We start from the raw sequence: 20,100 nt of genomic DNA, 5'->3' as shown, positions 1-20,100 counted from the left end.
TAAAGATGGTCTATTTAATCATAGGGATACTCTTATTACTACTCTATGTATTTGCGACACCTCAAAGTATCAAAGGAACAGTCAACATCGTTATCTTGGTCTTTGTAGTTGTTGCACTCTTGATTTTGCTGATGTTATCCATCTTGCAAATCTTCCAATTACCGACAGAATTCTTTGTCACAATCGCCATGCTGGCTCTAGCTTATTTTAGCTTGAAAGACATTACGCTCATGTCTGTAAAGAAGAGCAAAAGAAGATAAATAGAAAGAGAGCTATGGCTCTCTTTTTTAGACTTAGACAGATAAAATTGTTAAAATATTTTTGTAAAATTTATTGACAAACTATGATAAAAATGATAGCATAAACGCAAAAGAAATCGGTTTCAAAAAAAGAGAGGAGGATTCATTTTGTCGCATTGTTACTCAGGGTGTGCTTTTTTTGAAAGGAAAAGTAAAATGAAAACGAAAAAACATGGATTACTCGCTCTAGCTCTTATTTCAAGCTTTACATTAATGGGAGCCGTATCAGCTGCTGTACAATATCCAGATGGAGGAGTATGGACATACGGAGAAGGCTCAGGAGGTGGTTGGGCTTTTTCAAATTACTATCATGGTAAAAAATATCATTATTCTTCTCTTGTAAGTAGATGGAATAGTCTTTCAGATAGAGGAGAAGCAGTTGCAGGAGAAACTTCAGAGGCTTGGATTTGGACTGAATTTGGGGAACAAGTATCATTTTACTATGATTATGACGACTAATATTTAGTTTTCTTAGATAATTCCCTTTGTAAGAAATTACAAGGGGAATTTTGTTTATAAGGAGTCTACTATGAAGAAACTATTCATATTATTATCAACTTTTTTTCTCAGCTTCTTCCTTGCTTGGATTATTGTCTTACGTGCGCCACAATATTTATTTGCAAGCTATGATTCCGTTTCCTTACTTCGTGTCAAAAAAGATACTCAGGAACCGACGCGTGAGGTATTTGAACAGGAATTGGAGAATTTTGCAAACTCAGAACAGAGTTTAATAGCTAGAAGAATCGTAGAGCCGAGTAAGGATGGGACGACTCACTTTACTTATGCAACTTATGGTCAGGGAATTTTACCAAAAGAATTCCAAGAAGCTAGCCAAGAAAGTCGTGAACGTAGTGATCCGCTAAATAGTTATCTCCTTTTGTCAGGCTCCTTGACGAAAGAAAAGCTTGCCGATAAATTAGGAGATTTGGGTTATAAAGCAATTCCTGACCGAAAGACACCGCCCTATTCTCTTGCTTTTAGAATGTTACTAATTCCCCTTATTTTAATTAGTTTAGCAATATTTGGCTTATCTTTCTTTGCTCTAGTGATTATCACTCGGATTAAGGAAATGAGAGCTGCAGGTATAAAACTCTTTTCTGGTCAGACTCTCTTATCCATCATGGGGCATTCTTTATCTACTGATATCAAATGGCTCCTTCTATCAGCCCTCCTTTCCTTCCTAGGTGGGGGAGTCGTTCTTTTTAGTCAAGGTTTGTTTTATCCTATCTTGTTAGCCACCTATGGTTTTGGGATTAGTTTCTATCTTTTGTTTTTATTGGGGATTTCAATTTTACTAATGCTCCTTTATCTAATGAGTTTGAGTTATAAAGCATTAGTTCCCGTTATTAAGGGAAGATTACCCCTTAAACGCCTGATGGCTTTAACCCTATTGTGTCAGTTAGTAGCTGTTTTTACAGTAGGCTACGCTGTTAAGACAGGTTTGACGTCTTACCAACGATTGAAAGAACTTGAAATTTCAAAACAAGCATGGCAGGACAGAGCAGACTATTACCAGATTTTCTTTGGCTTAGGTGATAGAGTAAAAGATACAGAAAATCAGAATAAGTGGTATGCCTTTGCCAAGGAAGCAATAGAAGAAGAACAGGCTCTATTTGTAAAAGATAATCTCATTCATTTTGCAAATCCTCAAGGAAAAAATGAACAGGGAGAGACACTGGATACCTATAGTCCAGATGCTAATGTTCTCTATGTCAGTCCAAGTTATTTGGACAAGGAAAATGTATCTGTAAATGGTGAGACTAGACAGAAACTAGCCCATCTCCAAAAAGGGGAATTTGGACTCTTATTACCAGAATCTCTTCGTTCACAGGAAGCAGAACTTAAGAAAGCTTTTGAAGAAAGATTGAGTGATTATGGAAAATCTGGTGAGGAGGCAAGTGCTCCTTTAGAGTATGAAATGAGAGCGATTGTTAGTTATCTTCCAACTGGAGAAAAGCGGTTTGTTTATAATAACGGTGAGAATCCCGTATCCACTCAGTATTTGACGGATCCGATTTTAGTTGTATTTACTCCAACATCTATAGGTGATAGTATCATTTCCAAATCTAGTTGGTCTATCAATGCTGGTAAGAATATCTTTGTCAAAGGATATGAAGATGGGATTAAACTCTTGAAAAATGCAGGAATTTATGAGCAAGTATCCTATCTTAAAGAAGGAAGAAGTGTTTATCTAACTCGTTATAATGAAGTTCAAACTGAAACAGCAACTTTAATCTTAGGAGCTATTGTGGGGATAGCTAGTTCCTTGTTACTCTTTTATTCTGTGAATCTTCTTTATTTTGAACAATTCCGTCGTGAGATTTTGATTAAACGAATTTCTGGTTTGCGATTTTTTGAAACACATGCTCAGTATATGGTTAGCCAATTTGCCAGTTTTGTATTTGGTGCTAGTTTCTTTATTTTAAGCAGTCGAGACTTGGTGATTGGCTTGCTCACTTTATTAGTCTTTCTAGTTAGTGCAGTTCTGATGCTTTACCGTCAAGCGCAGAAAGAATCTCGTGTTTCTATGACAATTATGAAAGGAAAATAGGATGATTGAACTAAAGAATATATCTAAAAAATTTGGAAGCCGTCAGCTATTTTCAGATACGAATCTTCAATTTGAAGGTGGGAAAATTTATGCCTTAATTGGTACAAGTGGCTGTGGTAAGACAACACTCTTGAATATGATTGGACGATTAGAGCCATATGACAAAGGGCAAATCATCTATGATGGCACCTCTCTTAAGGACATCAAGCCCTCTGTTTTCTTTAGAGATTACTTAGGATACTTATTTCAAGATTTTGGCTTAATTGAAAGCCAAACCGTCAAAGAGAATCTCAATCTGGGTTTAGTTGGTAAAAAGTTGAAGGAAAAAGAGAAAATCTCTTTGATGAAACAAGCTCTAAACCGTGTTAACCTCTCTTATTTAGATTTAAAGCAACCTATCTTTGAATTATCAGGAGGAGAAGCACAACGTGTTGCACTAGCGAAGATAATTTTAAAGGATCCACCTTTGATTCTCGCAGATGAACCAACCGCTTCCTTAGACCCCAAAAACTCTGAGGAATTACTTTCTATCCTAGAATCTTTAAAAAATCCGAATCGAACGATTATTATTGCGACCCACAATCCTCTGATTTGGGAACAAGTGGACCAAGTTATTCGAGTTACCGATTTATCTCATCGATGATAAGAGAACATTAAGTTAGAAGAAAGAGTCACAAATACACTTTGTGGCTTTTTTATTTTCATAAAAATGGTAAAATAGTAGGAGTAGAAATGGAGTTTGAGACATGAAAGTAATCAATCAGTTTAAAAATAAGAAAGTCCTTGTTTTAGGTTTGGCTAAGTCTGGTGAGTCTGCAGCCCGTTTGTTGGACAAGCTAGGTGCTATTGTGACAGTAAATGACGGCAAGCCTTTTGAGGAAAATCCTGCTGCTCAAAGCTTGCTAGAAGAGGGAATCAAGGTTGTCACTGGTGGGCATCCTTTGGAATTATTGGATGAAGATTTTGCTCTGATGGTGAAAAATCCAGGTATCCCGTATAGCAATCCCATGATTGAGAAGGCTCTGGCAAAGGGGATTCCAGTCTTGACTGAGGTGGAATTGGCTTATTTGATCTCAGAAGCGCCAATTATCGGTATCACAGGCTCAAATGGGAAAACAACCACAACGACGATGATTGGGGAAGTTTTGACTGCTGCTGGTCAACGCGGTCTCTTGTNAGGGAACATCGGCTATCCTGCCAGTCAAGTGGCTCAAACTGCAACAGCCAAGGACACACTTATCATGGAACTTTCTTCTTTCCAACTGATGGGTGTTCAAGAATTTCATCCTGAGATTGCGGTTATTACCAACCTCATGCCCACTCATATCGACTACCATGGTTCTTTTGAGGCCTATGTGGCAGCTAAGTGGAATATCCAAAATAATATGACAGCAGCTGATTTCCTTGTCTTGAACTTTAACCAAGACTTGGCAAAAGAATTGGCTACTAAAACACAAGCCACTGTTGTACCATTTTCAACAAAGGAAAAGGTTGATGGAGCTTATCTTGAAGATAGTCAACTCTACTTCCGTGGGGAAGTGGTCATGGCAGCTGATGAAATCGGAGTTCCAGGTAGCCACAATGTGGAAAATGCCCTTGCGACCATTGCAGTAGCCAAGCTCCGTGGTGTAGACAACCAAACCATCAAGGAAACTCTTTCATCCTTTGGTGGTGTCAAACACCGTCTCCAATTTGTGGATGAAATCAAGGGGATTAAATTTTATAACGATAGCAAGTCAACTAATATCCTAGCTACTCAAAAAGCCTTGTCAGGATTTGACAATAGTAAGGTCATCTTAATTGCAGGTGGTTTGGACCGTGGCAATGAGTTTGATGAATTGGTGCCAGATATTACTGGACTCAAGAAGATGGTCATCCTTGGTCAATCTGCTGAGCGTGTCAAACGGGCAGCGGATAAGGCAGGTGTGGCTTATGTGGATGCCACTGATATTGCAGATGCGACCCGTAAGGCTTATGAGCTCGCGACTAAAGGAGATGTGGTTCTCCTCAGCCCTGCCAATGCTAGCTGGGATATGTATGCTAACTTTGAAGTACGTGGCGACCTCTTTATCGACACAGTAGCGGAGTTAAAGGAATAATATGAAAAAAATTGTCTTTACAGGTGGGGGGACGGTTGGACACGTCACCCTCAACCTTTTGTTAATGCCTAAGTTCATCGAAGACGGCTGGGAAGTTCACTATATTGGTGATAAACACGGAATTGAACACCAAGAAATCCTCAAGTCAGGCTTGAATGTGACCTTCCACTCCATTGCGACTGGGAAGTTGCGTCGCTATTTTTCTTGGCAAAATATGCTGGACGTCTTCAAAGTTGGTTGGGGAATTGTCCAATCCCTCTTTATCATGTTACGACTGCGTCCACAGGCTCTTTTTTCTAAGGGGGGCTTTGTCTCAGTACCGCCGGTTATCGCAGCGCGTGTGTCAGGAGTACCTGTCTTTATTCACGAATCGGACCTGTCTATGGGCTTGGCCAATAAAATTGCCTATAAATTTGCGACTAAGATGTATTCAACATTTGAGCAGGCTGCTGGTCTCGCAAAAGTCGAGCATGTGGGAGCAGTAACAAAGGTTTCAGATCAAAAAACTTCAGAATCAGATGAATTGGTGGATATCCAAACCCACTTTGATCCTAAATTGCCAACTGTATTGTTTGTGGGTGGTTCTGCAGGCGCTCGTGTCTTTAACCAATTGGTGACAGACCATAAGAAAGAACTGACAGAGCGCTACAATATTATCAACCTAACTGGAGATTCTAGCCTGAATGAGTTGAGCCAAAATCTTTTTCGTGTTGACTATGTGACAGATCTCTATCAACCCTTGATGGAATTGGCTGATATTGTTGTGACACGGGGTGGTGCCAATACGATTTTTGAGCTCTTGGCCATGGCAAAATTGCATGTTATTGTGCCGCTTGGTCGTGAAGCTAGTCGTGGTGACCAGATTGAAAATGCAGCTTACTTTGTTAAGAAAGGCTACGCAGAAGAACTTCAAGAAAGTGACTTGACTTTGGAAAGCTTGGAGGAGAAACTCAGCCACTTGCTTAGTCACAAGGATCAGTACCAAGCTAGCATGAAGGCATCAACTGAATTGAAATCTCTTGCGGATTTTTACGATCTACTAAGAAAAGACCTATCATAAGGAATATCAATGTCAAAGGATAAGAAAAAAGAATCAAACCAGAAGCAAGAATTGTCTGAATGGCAGAAACGAAACCAGGAATACCTGAAGAAGAAGGCTGAGGAAGAAGCTGCCCTAGCTGAAGAGAAGGAAAAGGAAAAACAAGCTCGAATGGGGAAAAACTCTAAGTCGTTAGAGGAAAGTAAGAAGTCATCAAGTGATTCCGACCAGAACGAAACTGTTCCAGACGAAGAATCATCCGAAAAAGAAGAAAAATCTAAAAAAGATGATCCTAAAGTCAAAGAAGAAAAAGAAAAGAAGAAAAAAGAAAAACCAGAGAAACCAGCCAAACCTAAAATTGCGCCTGTTCATATTTGGCGAGCTGTGAGTATCTTGGTACCCAGTGTCCTAGTCCTCCTTTTTTCAGTCTATCTGTTGACTCCACTTTCGACCATCAAAAATATCGAGGTTAAGGGAAATAGTAACACGCAGGCGGATGACATCAAACAGGCTTCTGGAATTCAAGATAGTGACTATACTTTAGCTCTATTGTTGGATAAGGAAACATATGCTGAGCGAATCAAGTCCAACCATTGGATAGAATCAGCGAAGATTAACTATCAATTTCCGACTAACTTTACGATTGAGGTTAAGGAATTTGATATTGTTGGTTATTATGTGTCTGGTGAAGAACATTATCCTATTCTGTCTAGTGGTACAGTAGAGTCAACTCCTGTTGATCGCTTAAACTTGCCTGAGACTTATCTGACAGTTACCTTTAACGATGAGCAGCAGGTGAAAGAGCTGATCACAGGATTGTCTACTATCAGTGAGGATATCAAGAGTCAAATCCAGAAAATCGAATTAGCGCCGAGCAAGGCAACAGCAGATCTTTTAAAAATTACCATGCTGGATACAGATGAAATATTGGTTCCCTTGTCAGAGTTGAGTAAAAAATTGCCTTATTACAGCAAAATCAAGCCCCAATTGACAGAGCCGAGTGTAGTCGATATGGAAGCTGGAGTATACAGCTATACGATAGCGGATAAATTGATAGAAGAGGCTGAGGAAAAAGCCAAACAAGAGGCTAAGGAAGCTGAGAAGAAAAAACAGGAAGAAGAAAAGAAAAAACAAGAAGAACAGGGAAATCAAAGCCAAACGAACCAGCAATCACAGAGTCGTTAGACTAACTTTTCCTCTTGATTTTGAATGGTATAGAAGTCCAGTTTCGAGTTTTTGCTTGACAAGTCCTACTATAAATAATAGAATAGAAAAAAACCTTTAAAGCAGTCCAGAGAGGCAGCTAAGGTTAGACGGTGAAAGGGTGGAGACTACCCATTTTTCGTGGAACCTTGCTGTTGGCAGGTTCCTTTTTTCGTGGTTTGTTTTTGACCATACTCTCTTGCTCGCAAAGGTAAAAGGAGAAAAGTATGCGTGAACATCGTCCAGTTATTGCTCTTGATTTTCCTAGTTTTGAGGCAGTCAAGGAATTTTTATCTCTTTTCCCAGCTGAAGAAAGTCTTTATCTAAAAGTGGGAATGGAGCTTTATTATGCGGAGGGTCCGGGAGTTGTCCGTTATTTGAAGTCATTGGGGCATAGTGTCTTTCTGGATCTCAAGCTACATGACATTCCAAATACAGTCAAATCTGCTATGAAGGTCTTATCTCAGCTTGGTGTAGACATGACCAATGTTCATGCTGCTGGGGGTGTAGAGATGATGAAGGCTGCGCGTGAAGGTCTTGGAAAAGAAGCAAAATTGATTGCTGTCACTCAATTGACTTCAACTTCTGAAGAACAAATGAGAGACTTTCAAAATATCCAAACCAGTCTTCAAGAATCGGTCATTCACTATGCCAAGAAGACAGCTGAAGCGGGCTTGGACGGTGTCGTTTGCTCAGCTCAGGAAGTCAAGCTTATCAAAGAAGCAACAAGCAAAGATTTTATCTGTTTGACACCGGGAATTCGTCCAGCGGGAGCTGCGGTAGGAGACCAAAAACGTGTCATGACGCCAGCGGACGCCTATCAAATCGGTAGTGACTATATCGTAGTGGGACGTCCTATTACCCAAGCTGAGGATCCTGTTGTAGCTTATCATGCTATCAAGAATGAATGGAACCAAGACTGAAATTAAAGAAATAGATTATAAAAACAAAGGAGAATACTATGACACTTGCTAAAGATATCGCTAGCCACCTCTTGAAAATCCAAGCCGTTTACCTTAAACCAGAGGAGCCTTTCACTTGGGCATCTGGTATCAAATCGCCGATTTATACTGACAACCGTGTGACACTAGCCTATCCAGAAACTCGTACTCTAATTGAAAATGGTTTTGTAGATGCTATCAAAGAAGCCTTTCCAGAGGTGGAAGTGATTGCAGGAACTGCGACAGCAGGGATTCCACACGGAGCTATCATCGCTGACAAGATGAACTTGCCTTTTGCCTACATCCGCAGCAAACCAAAAGACCACGGAGCTGGTAACCAAATCGAAGGCCGTGTAGCTCAAGGTCAAAAAATGGTAGTGGTTGAAGACCTGATTTCAACAGGTGGTTCTGTTCTTGAGGCCGTAGCAGCAGCTAAACGCGAAGGTGCAGATGTACTTGGTGTTGTAGCGATTTTCAGTTACCAATTGCCAAAAGCTGACAAGAACTTCTCAGATGCAGGTGTCAAACTTGTGACGCTTTCTAACTACAGTGAACTCATTCACCTAGCCCAAGAAGAAGGCTATATCACACCAGAAGGACTCGACCTTCTAAAACGCTTTAAAGAAGACCAAGAAAATTGGCAAAATTCTTAAAACATAGAAAATCAGGTAGTCCTTATGATTACCTGATTTTTTGCATATAGGCAATCAAACTATGATTCCTAAAGGTAAAGATGAATATAGGATAATGGTAGAATGAGAGACCTTCTTTTTTGTCGGCATATTCAGATAATCAGTTTGAAATTTCCAGACAAAATTTTTGAAAAAATTCTGAAAAAGAAGTAAGATAGTTAATGTAAGACAAAGTAAACGCTTACTTAATAAGGAGGACACTTTATGTCATATAAAACAAGCAATGCAGAAGGACCTGTAGATTTTATTAACGCTTATGATTTGGAGCCAATGGCTCAACAAGTCATTCCTAAAGCTGCCTTTGGTTATATCGCTAGTGGAGCAGAGGATACTTTCACTTTACGCGAGAACATCCGTGCCTTTAACCATAAACTCATCGTTCCTCATACGCTTTGTGATGTTGAAAATCCAAGTACAGAGATTGAATTTGCAGGTGAAAAATTGTCTTCACCCATCATTATGGCGCCTGTTGCGGCTCATAAATTAGCAAATGAACAGGGTGAAGTGGCGACTGCGCGTGGTGTGCATGAGTTTGGTTCTCTTTACACAACTAGTTCTTACTCTACTGTAGATCTTCCAGAAATTACGGAAGCCCTTCAAGGGACACCTCATTGGTTCCAATTTTACTTTAGTAAGGATGACGGCATTAACCGTCACATCATGGACCGTGTGAAGGCTGAAGGCTACAAAGCGATTGTCTTGACAGCAGATGCGACTGTAGGGGGCAATCGTGAGGTGGACAAGCGCAATGGTTTTGTCTTCCCAGTTGGCATGCCGATTGTTGAGGAATACCTGCCAGAAGGTGCTGGTAAATCAATGGACTTTGTTTACAAATCAGCCAAACAACGCTTGTCTCCACGCGATGTAGAATTTATCGCTGCATACTCAGGACTTCCTGTGTATGTCAAGGGGCCACAATGCCGTGAAGATGTTGAACGTTCGCTTGCCGCAGGTGCTTCTGGTATCTGGGTAACCAACCACGGTGGCCGTCAAATCGACGGTGGGCCAGCGGCCTTTGACTCACTTCAAGAAGTCGCTGAAGCAGTTGATAAACGTGTACCAATTGTCTTTGACTCTGGTGTTCGTCGCGGTCAGCACGTCTTTAAAGCTTTGGCTTCAGGAGCAGACTTGGTAGCTATTGGTCGCCCTGTGATCTATGGTTTGGCTCTCGGTGGTAGTGTCGGTGTACGTCAAGTCTTTGAACACTTGAATGCAGAATTGAAGACAGTCATGCAATTATCTGGAACTCAGACTATTGAGGATGTCAAACACTTTAAACTCCGTCACAATCCATACAATCCATCCTTCCCAGTTGATTCACGTGATTTGAAGTTGTATTGAGAAAGTAGAAAGTCTCCATTTGATGTGGAGATTTTTCTTCGTGTATAGAAAGATTAAATCGTTATCAGAAACTATATAAATATATTTTCCAGTAAAATATCTTGCTAGGGCTTTCAATTTCTGTTATACTGGTCCAGTAATAAAATAATAAAGACATTTGGGGTGCCTTAGGCTGAGATGATACCCATTGAACCTGATACAGTTAATACTGGCGAAGGGAAATGTGAAACGTTTTTTTCGTATGTCGAAAAGAACCGTCTAATCTTGTAAGGTAAACTCTAATTCTTAATTGTAATTGGAGTTTTTTTGTTTATCAAAAGAGGATAGGCTTGACGGCAAGCCTTTTGGTAGCTCACCTTTAATGCCCCACTTTTCTTTAAAAAAAGGAGTTTTTTATGTTGAAAAAATGGCAATTAAAAGATGTTATCTTACTTGCTTTCTTGTCTATCTTTTTTGGTGGCGTTTTTGTGGGTTCAGGCTATCTGTTTGATATCCTCACCCTGATCTTGGCCCCTCTTGGTTTGCAGTCCTTTGCCAATGAAATCCTCTTTGGTCTCTGGTGTATGGCTGCGCCCATTGCGGCTATCTTTGTTCCAAGAGTCGGAAGCGCAACGATTGGAGAAGTACTCGCTGCGCTTGCTGAAGTCCTTTATGGTAGCCAATTCGGTCTAGGTGCTCTTTTGTCCGGCTTGGTTCAAGGGTTGGGAAGTGAATTTGGCTTTCTTGTGACCAAGAATCGTTATGAAAGTTGGCTCTCTCTAACTGCTAATAGTATTGGGATTACCCTTTTTAGCTTTGTCTATGAATACATTAAATTAGGTTACTATGCCTTCTCCCTTCCCTTTGTCCTTTCCTTGCTGGTGGTGCGTTTTATTTCCGTCTTTTTCTTCTGTACCATCTTGGTTCGTGCCATTGTCAAACTCTATCATCAGTTTGCAGCTGGAGGAAAAGCATAGATGGGCCTGGAATTACGGGAGATTCAGTCCCCTATCTTCTCAGAGTCGATTGATTTTACTTTTCATGCCCAAGCTTTTACCTTGTTAGTTGGGAGTAGTGGGTCTGGAAAGTCAAGCCTCTTTCAAGTCATTGCCCAAGTCAGTTCTCTTCCCTATAGTGGTCAAGTACTGATAAATGGGGGCGAGGTCAGTCAGCTTTCTATCGTCGAACGTGTCCAGACAGTTGGGATTCTCTTTCAAAATCCCAATCATCAATTTACCATGGAGAACTTGTTTGAGGAGCTGATTTTTACCTTGGAGAATATCGGGCATCCTGTTCAGGAAATTGATTCTAAAATAGCAGAGGTGGTTCGGCAATGTCGTTGCGAGCCAATCTTGCACCGCCCCATTCATCACTTATCAGGTGGGGAAAAGCAAAAGGCTGCGCTAGCTGTCCTCTTTGCCATGAATCCTAGGGTCTATCTCTTGGATGAGCCCTTTGCTTCCATTGACCGCAAGAGCAGAATCGAGATATTGGAGATTCTAAAAGAGTTGGCTTCTAATGGGAAGACAGTTATTTTGTGTGACCATGATTTAACGGACTATGAAGCCTATATCGACCATATGGTGGAGCTAAGAGATGGCCAACTAAGGGAAGTCTTTCAAATCCCTACCTCTGAGATGACACAGGTTGCTTCAAAGGAAGTTGCTTCTAGCCCAGAACTATTCCATATGGACCGTGTGACTTGTGAGCTGGGGAATCGCCCCCTCTTTTCGATTGCAGATTTCACATTTTACCAAGGGATTACCTGTATCCTGGGTGACAATGGTGTCGGGAAATCAACCCTCTTTCGCTCCATTCTTCAATTTCAAAAGTATAAAGGACGCATTACTTGGAAGGGGGCGGTTCTCAAAAAGAAAAAGAGTTTGTATTGTGATCTGACAGGTGTTGTTCAGGAAGCTGAGAAGCAGTTTATCCGAGTCAGTCTGCGAGAGGAACTGCAATTAGATAGCTCAGACTCTGAAAGAAATCAGCGGATTCTCCAAGCATTACAGTTTTTTAATTTGAATCAGGCACTCGATAAGAGTCCTTATCAATTAAGTGGTGGTCAGCAAAAGATTCTTCAGCTTTTGACCATCTTAACCAGCAAGGTGTCTGTGATTTTGCTAGATGAACCTTTTGCAGGTTTGGATGATAGAGCATGCCATTATTTTTGCAAGTGGATTTTGGAGGAGAGAAATCAAGGAAGAAGTTTTTTGATCATTAGCCATCGTTTAGATCCCTTGATCTCTGTGGTTGATTATTGGATTGAGATGACTAGTGAGGGTCTCAGCCATCTTCAAGACGTGACCATCAGCAAACCTCTCCCATCTCTGAACAATGATACTCTAGGGGAGGTAAGATAGTATGATCAAAGTAGCAACCCAGACACCGATTATCAGTCTCTTCTTGCTGATTTTATCCTTGGAAACATCTTTCCTTCCTTCGATTGCTCTGAATCTTTCGGTAGTCGCATTTTGCATCCTCTTTTTGCTCTATTACCGTCGATTTAAGATGTTGGCTTGGATGATTCTACTAGCCATTTTGCCATCTTTGGCCAACTACTGGGCAGTTCAGTTACACGGAGATGCTTCGCAGGCAGTCATGCTTGGAACAAGAGCTTTTGTGACGGTTTGTATCGGTCTTGTCTTTGTTTCCAGTATTTCCCTAAAAGAGCTTCTCTTGTACTTGGCTCAAAAGGGGTTATCGCGTTCTTGGGCCTATGCCTTGATTGTGGTATTCAATGCCTTTCCCCTCATTCAGCAGGAAATCAAGTCCCTCAAGGAAGCTTGCTTATTGCGTGGTCAAAAACTGCATGTTTGGTCGCCCTTGATTTACAGCAAGGTTCTGATGACGGTCTTTAGATGGCGTCATCTATACCTGAGAGCTCTATCTGCGCACGGATATGACGAACATGCACAGTTGGGGAATAGCTATCAGACTTTTTACATTTCCCAGAGGACAAAATTGATCTACCTACTTTTCTTTTTATTGCTTCAAACCAGTTTATTTCTATAAAGGAGTTATTATGGAATTTACAGATATTGTGATGGAATTATCCAAGGAAGCTTGGCAGGCTTCCTTTCATCACCCCTTTGTTTTACAGTTACAAGAGGGAAATTTAGAACCTTCTATTTTCCGCTATTACCTGATTCAGGATGCCTACTATCTGAAGTCTTTTTCAGAAGCCTATCACCTCTTGGCTGATAAGACTTCAAACGAAAATATGAAAAGACTCTTGAAACAAAATGCCCAGAGTCTAGTGGAGGGTGAGTTGTTTATCCGCCAACAATTTTTTAAGGAATTGGGAATCAGTGACCAGGAAATGGAGCAACATCCAATCGCTCCCACCTGTTATCATTACATTTCTCATATTTATCGACAATTTGCAGAATCAAACTTGGGCATTGCTTTTGCTAGTTTGCTCCCATGTCCTTGGTTATATCATGATTTGGGTAAGGCACTTAATCGCAAACCATCCCCGAATCCTCTTTATCAGCAGTGGATTGAGACCTATATCACCGATGAGTTAGAACAGCAGATTAAAGAGGAAGAAGCGCTGGTCAATCAACTCTATCGAGAAAGCAATGAGATGGACAAACAAAAAATGCTAGAGGCCTTCCACAGAAGTGTCCACATGGAAGCCAAGTTCTGGGAGATGGCTTACCAACACCAAACCTGGACGAGTGATTTGCAGTCCTTAGAAAAAGAGAAGAAATAGAAAATGAGAAACCACCAACTTCAAGTTCACAAATTAACTATTTTATCCATGATGATTGCCCTTGACGTAGTTCTTACACCCATCTTCCGAATTGAAGGAATGGCACCAATGTCTAGTGTAGTCAACATTCTTGCAGGAATCTTGATGGGGCCTGTTTATGCCTTGGTCATGGCTACAGTCACAGCCTTTATCCGTATGTCTACTCAAGGCATTCCGCCCTTGGCCCTCACAGGAGCTACTTTTGGAGCCCTCCTTGCAGGTCTCTTTTATAAGTACGGTCGAAAATTTCACTATTCTGCCCTAGGAGAGATTTTGGGAACAGGGATTATCGGTTCCATTGTTTCCTATCCTGTCATGGTTCTCTTTACGGGATCTGCGGCCAAGCTCAGCTGGTTTATCTATACTCCGCGATTTTTCGGAGCGACCTTGATCGGTACAGCCATAGCTTTTCTTGCCTTTCGATTTTTAATCAAGCAGGAATTCTTTAAAAAAGTACAAGGATATTTCTTTGGAGAAAGGATAGACTGATGCAGGAATTTACAAATCCCTTTCCTCTGAGCTCTAGCTCCTTAATTCACTGCATCACCAATGAGATTTCCTGTGAGATGCTGGCTAATGGCATTTTGGCTCTGGGATCTAAACCTGTCATGGCAGATGATCTCCGTGAGGTTCTTGATTTTACTAAGCAAAGTCAGGCTCTCTTCATCAATCTGGGGCATTTGTCAGCTGAGAAGGAGAAAACAATCCGTATGGCAGCTACTTATGCAAACCAAGCTTCTCTCCCAATGGTAGTAGATGCGGTTGGCATAGCGGCTTCCCCCATTCGTAAGGGACTAGTCAGAGATCTTTTAGAATACAAGCCCACGGTCCTTAAAGGAAATATGTCAGAAATCCGAAGTCTTGTTGGTCTAAAACATCACGGAGTTGGGGTTGATGCTAGTGCTAAAGATCAAGAAACTGAGGATTTGCTTCAAGTCTTGAAAGACTGGTGTCAGCTTTATCCTGGTATGTCTTTCTTAGTCACTGGCCCCAAGGACCTCATCGTTTCAGAAAATCAAGTTGCTGTATTGAGGAATGGCTGTGACGAATTGGATTGGATAACAGGGACAGGAGACCTGGTTGGAGCCTTGACAGCCGTTTTTCTCAGCCAAGGAAAGACTGCATTTGAAGCTTCTTGCCTAGCAGTTTCTTATCTCAATATCGCTGCTGAGAGAATACTTGTTCAAGGAATGGGATTGGAAGATTTTCGTTACCAAGTTCTCAATCAACTCTCTCTCCTAAAAAGAGATGAAAACTGGCTAGATGCTATCAAAGGAGATATTTATGAATAGAGAAGCACTTAGACTATATCTGGTAACCAATCGCTACCAAGATTCCTTGGAAAACTTTATTGAAAAAGTGGAGACAGCCTGTCGTTCAGGTGTTACCATCATCCAGCTACGAGAAAAAAATCTCACAACCAATCAATACTATCAACTGGCTAAACAAGTCAAGGAAATAACAGACGCCTATCAGGTACCCTTGATTATCGATGATCGTTTGGATGTCTGTCTTGCAGTAGATGCTGCAGGTCTGCATATTGGCGACGATGAACTACCAGTTTCGGTTGCCCGCCAAGTCTTGGGGCCTAAAAAAATCCTCGGTGTCACAGCTAAAACAGTAAAAAGAGCCCTCGAGGCAGAAGAAGGAGGTGCGGATTACTTGGGAACAGGAGCCATTTTCCCGACTACGACCAAAGAAAATGCACCCATCACCCTGATTTCAACCTTGAAAACAATCTGCCAAACGGTCGCCATTCCAGTAGTTGCTATTGGAGGCCTGACGTCAGAGAATATTGACCAACTTATCGGCACGGGTATAGCTGGAGTAGCTGTCGTACGTGATTTGATGCAGGCAGAAGATATTGAGGCAAAAACACAAGCCTTTTTAACAAAGCTAGATGACATTATTTCCTAATCAAAAACTCTCTAATTCCCTTATAGTGGGAACTAGAGAGTTTTTTCTTAATCTTTAAAGCTTGTATGGTTGACTGGACCAGAACCATGTCCGAGTTGAGGAGCGTCTTGGATGGCTTTTGTGATAAAGGCCTTGGCCTTATCAACTGCCTGGTAAAGACTTCTGCCCTTGGCTAGTTCAGCTGTAATCACAGCAGCAAAGGTACATCCAGTACCATGGGTGTGACAAGTTTGAATTCTTGGACTTTCCCAGACAAATTGCTCCTCCTTGGTAAAAAGGAAATCCTTGGCACCACCTTCAAGATGGCCACCTTTGATAACAACGGACTGAGGACCAAATTCTTTTATAATCAGGCGACCAGCACGCTGCATGTCTTCTGGATCATGAATCGAAAAACCAACAATCTCTTCTGCCTCAGGAAGATTGGGAGTGATAATGGTAGCAAGGGGAAGCAGATTTGCTTTTAGGTAGTTTCTGGCACTAGAATCAATCAGGGTATCCCCACTCGTAGCGACCATAACAGGGTCCAGCACATAGGGGCAGTCCAGCTTTTTAAGATAGGGTTGGATGATTTCCATGATTTCAGTAGTTGCCAACATACCAGTTTTTACAGCCTGAGGCTTGATATCCGAAAAGACACTTTCCAATTGAGCTTCCAGCATTTGGTTGGAGACGTGCTCGATTAATTGAACGCCTCTGGTATTTTGAGCGACAAGACTGGTCACAACGGCCATTCCATAGACATCTCTAGCTTGGAATGACTTNAAATCAGCCATAATGCCAGCACCGCCACTAGGGTCAGTCCCTGCAATGGTTAGAGCAACGGGTAAATAAGTCATCTAAAACCTCCCAACCAACTGAAGTTTGCATTCTTAAGAACAAGCTAGTCTGTTTCAGGAAAGCAATAGAAGACAAGTAGTCCTCATTATCATTTCCACTTCCATCAGCTAGCATTACCTAGATTGAGTCAAAGGGATCTAACAGTCGTTAATCTCAGCTTTACGCACCCCTAGTGGTTGTTTTCTTTTTTCTACAGTATAGCATATTTTTATAGTTTATATAGTAAAATTTGACTGCAAATCCGTTACCGAATGGTTAAAATTCTATTTTTCGAAAAAATAATAAAAATTATAGTTGACAAATGTAGATTTTCGGAGTATACTAATAACTGTAATCGACAAATGTAGATTTAGGAGGTGTGATTATGCAGATTTCAGATGCAGAATGGCAGGTCATGAAGATTATTTGGATGCAAGGAGAGCAGACCAGTACGGATTTGATCAGGGTTCTGGCGGAGCGGTTCGACTGGTCCAAGTCGACCATTCAAACTCTTTTGGCTCGTTTGGTTGAGAAAGAGNGTCTGACAAGGAAAAAAGAAGGCAAGTTCTTTGTCTATTCAGCCCTTTTAACTTTGGACCAAAGTCGGGATTTACTTGTCCAAGATATCAAGGACAAGGTTTGTTCTCGTAGGATTAAGAACTTGTTGGCTGATTTGATTGTGGAATGTGATTTCACTCAGGCTGACTTGGAAGACTTGGAAGCTGTGATTTCTGAGAAGAAATCAAGCGCTGTAACAGAAGTAAAATGTAATTGTATGTAAAGGAGACGTCATGTTAAATAGCATTGTAACCATTATTTGTATTGCCCTTATCGCGTTTATCTTGTTTTGGTTTTTCAAAAAGCCTGAAAAATCTGGACAAAAGGCCCAGCAAAAAAAGGGCTACCAAGAGATTCGAGTGGAAGTCAAAGGGGGCTATACGCCTGAGTTGATTATTCTTAAGAAATCAGTGCCAGCCCGTATCGTCTTTGACCGTAAGGACCCTTCACCCTGCCTAGATCAGATTGTTTTCCCAGATTTTGGAGTGCATGCGGACTTGCCTATGGGTGAAGAGTATGTAGTGGAAATCACACCTGAACAGGCTGGAGAGTATGGTTTCTCTTGTGGCATGAATATGATGCACGGTAAGATGATTGTAGAATAGGAGAATGAGATGACTGAAATTGTAAAAGCAAGCCTAGAAAATGGCATTCAAAAAATCCGTATCACGGCAGACAAAGGCTACCATCCAGCCCATATCCAGCTTCAAAAAGGAATTCCCGCTGAGATTACCTTTCATCGTGCAACCCCTTCAAACTGTTACAAGGAAATCCTTTTTGAAGAAGAAGGAATTCTAGAACCAATTGGTGTAGACGAGGAGAAGACAATTCGTTTTACACCTCAAGAATTAGGTCAACATGAATTTTCTTGTGGGATGAAGATGCAAAAAGGAAGCTATACAGTCGTTGAGAAGACTCGAAAATCTTTGTCACTTTTACAGCGTTTTTGGATTACTAGCATCTTTACCCTGCCTCTTGTGATCCTCATGATTGGGATGTTGACAGGGACGATTAGTCATCCAGTCATGCATTGGGGCACCTTTTTAGCCACAACACCTATCATGCTAGTGGCCGGTGGTCCTTATATTCAGAGTGCTTGGGCCAGCTTTAAAAAGCACAATGCAAATATGGATACCTTGGTGGCACTGGGAACTCTAGTAGCCTATCTCTATAGCCTAGTTGCTCTCTTTGCTGGTCTCCCTGTTTACTTTGAAAGTGCTGGATTTATCCTCTTCTTCGTTCTTTTGGGAGCCGTTTTTGAGGAAAAAATGCGGAAAAATACTTCCCAAGCTGTAGAGAAATTACTAGATTTGCAAGCTAAAACAGCAGAAGTCTTGCGTGATGATAGCTATGTTCAAGTCCCCTTGGAGCAAGTCAAGGTAGGTGACCTGATTCGAGTGCGTCCCGGTGAAAAGATTGCGGTTGATGGGGTTGTAGTCGAAGGTGTCTCCAGTATTGACGAATCCATGGTTACTGGTGAGAGCCTGCCAGTAGACAAAACAGTTGGAGATACTGTGATTGGCTCCACCATCAATAATAGTGGAACACTTGTTTTTAGGGCAGAAAAAGTTGGTTCAGAGACAGTTTTGGCTCAGATTGTGGACTTTGTGAAGAAAGCCCAGACCAGCCGAGCACCAATTCAGGATTTGACGGATAAGATTTCAGGGATTTTTGTACCAGCGGTTGTCATTTTAGGGATTGTGACCTTTTGGGTATGGTTTGTCTTGCTCAGGGATAGTGTAGTCGTGCTTGGAGCGAGTTTTGTCTCTTCTCTTCTCTATGGAGTGGCTGTTTTGATTATCGCCTGCCCTTGTGCCTTGGGTCTTGCAACACCGACAGCTCTTATGGTGGGGACAGGTCGCAGTGCCAAGATGGGGGTTCTCCTCAAAAATGGAACGGTTCTACAGGAAATCCAGAAAGTTCAAACTATTGTCTTTGATAAGACCGGGACTTTGACGGAAGGGAAACCTGTGGTCACAGATATCATCGGCGACGAAGTAGAAGTGCTTGGATTGGCAGCCTCCTTGGAAGAAGCTTCCCAACACCCACTGGCTGAGGCCATTGTCAAGCGAGCGAGTGAAGCTGGACTTGAGATTCAAACTGTGGAAAATTTCCAAGCCTTGCACGGAAAAGGTGTTTCAGGGCAAATCAATGGAAAACAAGTTCTGCTTGGAAATGCCAAAATGCTAAATGGAATGGATATTTCTAGTGCTTATCAGGAAAAACTTGAAGAACTGGAAAAAGAAGCTAAGACAGTTGTGTACTTGGCTGTTGACAATGAAATCAAAGGCTTGCTTGCCTTGCAAGATATTCCCAAGGGAAATGCCAAGCTTGCCATCAGTCAGTTGAAAAAACGAGGTCTTAAAACAGTCATGCTGACAGGAGACAATGCAGGTGTGGCGCGTGCGATTGCAGATCAGATTGGAATCGAAGAGGTCATTGCAGGTGTCTTGCCAGAAGAAAAAGCCCATGAAATCCATCAACTACAACAGGCTGGTAAAGTAGCCTTTGTTGGTGATGGTATCAATGACGCTCCTGCCCTTAGTGTAGCAGATGTGGGAATTGCTATGGGAGCTGGAACAGATATTGCCATCGAGTCAGCAGATTTGGTGTTGACAACCAATAACCTCCTAGGCGTGGTGCGTGCCTTCGACATGAGTAAGAAAACTTTTAATCGTATTCTGCTCAATCTTTTCTGGGCCTTTATCTACAATGTCGTCGGAATTCCGATTGCAGCAGGAGTCTTTTCGGGTGTTGGACTGGCCCTCAACCCAGAACTGGCTGGTCTAGCCATGGCCTTTAGTTCTGTATCTGTTTTAACCAGTTCACTCATGCTAAACTTTAGTAAAATAGACTAAAAGCGAGCTTGCTCGCTTTTTATACTCTTCGAAAATCTCTTCAAACC

Annotated in this window: 21 protein-coding genes and 2 riboswitches; of the genes, 20 read left to right on the top strand and 1 reads right to left on the bottom strand. The window is 41.6% G+C overall.

Going from position 1 to position 20,100, the window contains the following annotated elements; genetic code table 11:
• Window positions 1–5: 5 nt before the first annotated feature.
• The 17 genes from D8847_RS04295 to thiE all read left to right on the top strand — a co-directional run bounded on the left by D8847_RS04295 (window position 6) and on the right by thiE (window position 15,818).
• The gene (locus tag D8847_RS04295) at window positions 6–260 is read left to right on the top strand and encodes a DUF3165 family protein (protein ID WP_125840728.1); all 255 of its coding nucleotides are present in this window, start codon (window positions 6–8) and stop codon (window positions 258–260) included.
• 195 nt (window positions 261–455) lie between these two features.
• Window positions 456–758, top strand: coding sequence for a lactococcin 972 family bacteriocin (locus D8847_RS04290; RefSeq protein ID WP_185757918.1), 303 nt, complete (start codon window positions 456–458; stop codon window positions 756–758).
• Window positions 759–828: 70 nt separating this feature from the next.
• On the top strand, window positions 829–2,850 hold the full coding sequence (locus D8847_RS04285; RefSeq protein WP_125840726.1) for a bacteriocin-associated integral membrane family protein: 2,022 nt from the start codon (window positions 829–831) through the stop codon (window positions 2,848–2,850).
• A 1-nt stretch (window position 2,851) separates the two neighbouring features.
• Entirely contained in the window at window positions 2,852–3,493 is a 642-nt protein-coding gene (locus tag D8847_RS04280; protein ID WP_125840725.1) for an ABC transporter ATP-binding protein, read from the top strand.
• Between the two features lie 103 nt (window positions 3,494–3,596).
• Window positions 3,597–4,949 (top strand): UDP-N-acetylmuramoyl-L-alanine--D-glutamate ligase, encoded by a 1,353-nt coding sequence (gene murD / locus D8847_RS04275; RefSeq protein WP_125840724.1) that lies wholly within the window; start codon window positions 3,597–3,599, stop codon window positions 4,947–4,949.
• A 1-nt stretch (window position 4,950) separates the two neighbouring features.
• Window positions 4,951–6,009 (top strand): UDP-N-acetylglucosamine--N-acetylmuramyl-(pentapeptide) pyrophosphoryl-undecaprenol N-acetylglucosamine transferase, encoded by a 1,059-nt coding sequence (locus D8847_RS04270; protein WP_125840723.1) that lies wholly within the window; start codon window positions 4,951–4,953, stop codon window positions 6,007–6,009.
• Between the two features lie 9 nt (window positions 6,010–6,018).
• The gene (locus tag D8847_RS04265; protein ID WP_125840722.1) at window positions 6,019–7,173 is read left to right on the top strand and encodes a cell division protein FtsQ/DivIB; all 1,155 of its coding nucleotides are present in this window, start codon (window positions 6,019–6,021) and stop codon (window positions 7,171–7,173) included.
• Window positions 7,174–7,418: 245 nt separating this feature from the next.
• Entirely contained in the window at window positions 7,419–8,114 is a 696-nt protein-coding gene (pyrF, locus tag D8847_RS04260) for an orotidine-5'-phosphate decarboxylase (protein WP_125840721.1), read from the top strand.
• Between the two features lie 38 nt (window positions 8,115–8,152).
• Window positions 8,153–8,785 (top strand): orotate phosphoribosyltransferase, encoded by a 633-nt coding sequence (gene pyrE / locus D8847_RS04255; protein WP_033605932.1) that lies wholly within the window; start codon window positions 8,153–8,155, stop codon window positions 8,783–8,785.
• A gap of 243 nt (window positions 8,786–9,028) precedes the next feature.
• A complete protein-coding gene (gene lctO / locus D8847_RS04245; protein WP_125840719.1) occupies window positions 9,029–10,165 on the top strand; it encodes an L-lactate oxidase in 1,137 nt (378 codons plus the stop codon).
• Between the two features lie 148 nt (window positions 10,166–10,313).
• Window positions 10,314–10,402: riboswitch (TPP riboswitch) on the top strand.
• 158 nt (window positions 10,403–10,560) lie between these two features.
• The gene (locus D8847_RS04240; protein ID WP_125840718.1) at window positions 10,561–11,121 is read left to right on the top strand and encodes an ECF transporter S component; all 561 of its coding nucleotides are present in this window, start codon (window positions 10,561–10,563) and stop codon (window positions 11,119–11,121) included.
• Window positions 11,122–12,507, top strand: coding sequence for an ATP-binding cassette domain-containing protein (locus D8847_RS04235; RefSeq protein WP_125840717.1), 1,386 nt, complete (start codon window positions 11,122–11,124; stop codon window positions 12,505–12,507).
• Between the two features lies 1 nt (window position 12,508).
• Window positions 12,509–13,159 carry an energy-coupling factor transporter transmembrane component T gene (locus tag D8847_RS04230; RefSeq protein ID WP_125840716.1) on the top strand — a complete coding sequence of 217 codons (651 nt, stop codon included), beginning with the start codon at window positions 12,509–12,511 and terminating at the stop codon, window positions 13,157–13,159.
• 10 nt (window positions 13,160–13,169) lie between these two features.
• Window positions 13,170–13,862, top strand: a complete 693-nt coding sequence (gene tenA, locus D8847_RS04225; RefSeq protein ID WP_125840715.1) for a thiaminase II — start codon at window positions 13,170–13,172, stop codon at window positions 13,860–13,862.
• 3 nt (window positions 13,863–13,865) lie between these two features.
• Window positions 13,866–14,390, top strand: coding sequence for an energy coupling factor transporter S component ThiW (gene thiW / locus D8847_RS04220; protein ID WP_001244055.1), 525 nt, complete (start codon window positions 13,866–13,868; stop codon window positions 14,388–14,390).
• Complete coding sequence (locus tag D8847_RS04215; protein ID WP_125840714.1) at window positions 14,390–15,193, top strand: hydroxyethylthiazole kinase; 804 nt, start codon at window positions 14,390–14,392, stop codon at window positions 15,191–15,193. The genes thiW and D8847_RS04215 overlap by 1 nt, the downstream gene beginning before the upstream one ends.
• A complete protein-coding gene (thiE, locus tag D8847_RS04210; RefSeq protein WP_125840713.1) occupies window positions 15,186–15,818 on the top strand; it encodes a thiamine phosphate synthase in 633 nt (210 codons plus the stop codon). Before D8847_RS04215 ends, thiE begins: the two co-directional genes overlap by 8 nt.
• 47 nt (window positions 15,819–15,865) lie before the next feature.
• Here thiE and thiD read toward each other — a convergent pair whose 3' ends face one another.
• A complete protein-coding gene (gene thiD / locus D8847_RS04205) occupies window positions 15,866–16,657 on the bottom strand; it encodes a bifunctional hydroxymethylpyrimidine kinase/phosphomethylpyrimidine kinase (protein ID WP_125840712.1) in 792 nt (263 codons plus the stop codon).
• A gap of 83 nt (window positions 16,658–16,740) precedes the next feature.
• Window positions 16,741–16,839: riboswitch (TPP riboswitch) on the bottom strand.
• A gap of 183 nt (window positions 16,840–17,022) precedes the next feature.
• Between thiD and D8847_RS04200 the strand changes: the two genes are divergently transcribed.
• Genes D8847_RS04200 through D8847_RS04190 form a run of 3 tightly spaced genes read left to right on the top strand, consistent with a single transcriptional unit; the run spans window position 17,023 to window position 20,053 of the window.
• Window positions 17,023–17,418: a CopY/TcrY family copper transport repressor gene (locus D8847_RS04200; RefSeq protein WP_125840711.1), complete on the top strand. Its 396-nt coding sequence runs from the start codon at window positions 17,023–17,025 to the stop codon at window positions 17,416–17,418.
• Window positions 17,419–17,428: 10 nt separating this feature from the next.
• The gene (locus D8847_RS04195; protein WP_061852751.1) at window positions 17,429–17,800 is read left to right on the top strand and encodes a cupredoxin domain-containing protein; all 372 of its coding nucleotides are present in this window, start codon (window positions 17,429–17,431) and stop codon (window positions 17,798–17,800) included.
• 9 nt (window positions 17,801–17,809) lie between these two features.
• The gene (locus D8847_RS04190) at window positions 17,810–20,053 is read left to right on the top strand and encodes a heavy metal translocating P-type ATPase (RefSeq protein ID WP_125840710.1); all 2,244 of its coding nucleotides are present in this window, start codon (window positions 17,810–17,812) and stop codon (window positions 20,051–20,053) included.
• The last annotated feature ends 47 nt before the right edge of the window (window positions 20,054–20,100 follow it).

It is taken from the genome of Streptococcus mitis (assembly GCF_003942795.1).
Lineage (GTDB): Bacteria > Bacillota > Bacilli > Lactobacillales > Streptococcaceae > Streptococcus > Streptococcus mitis_BJ.
The sequence above is the reverse complement of the archived record's forward strand: the minus strand, read 5'-3'. Positions and strand labels throughout refer to the sequence as shown.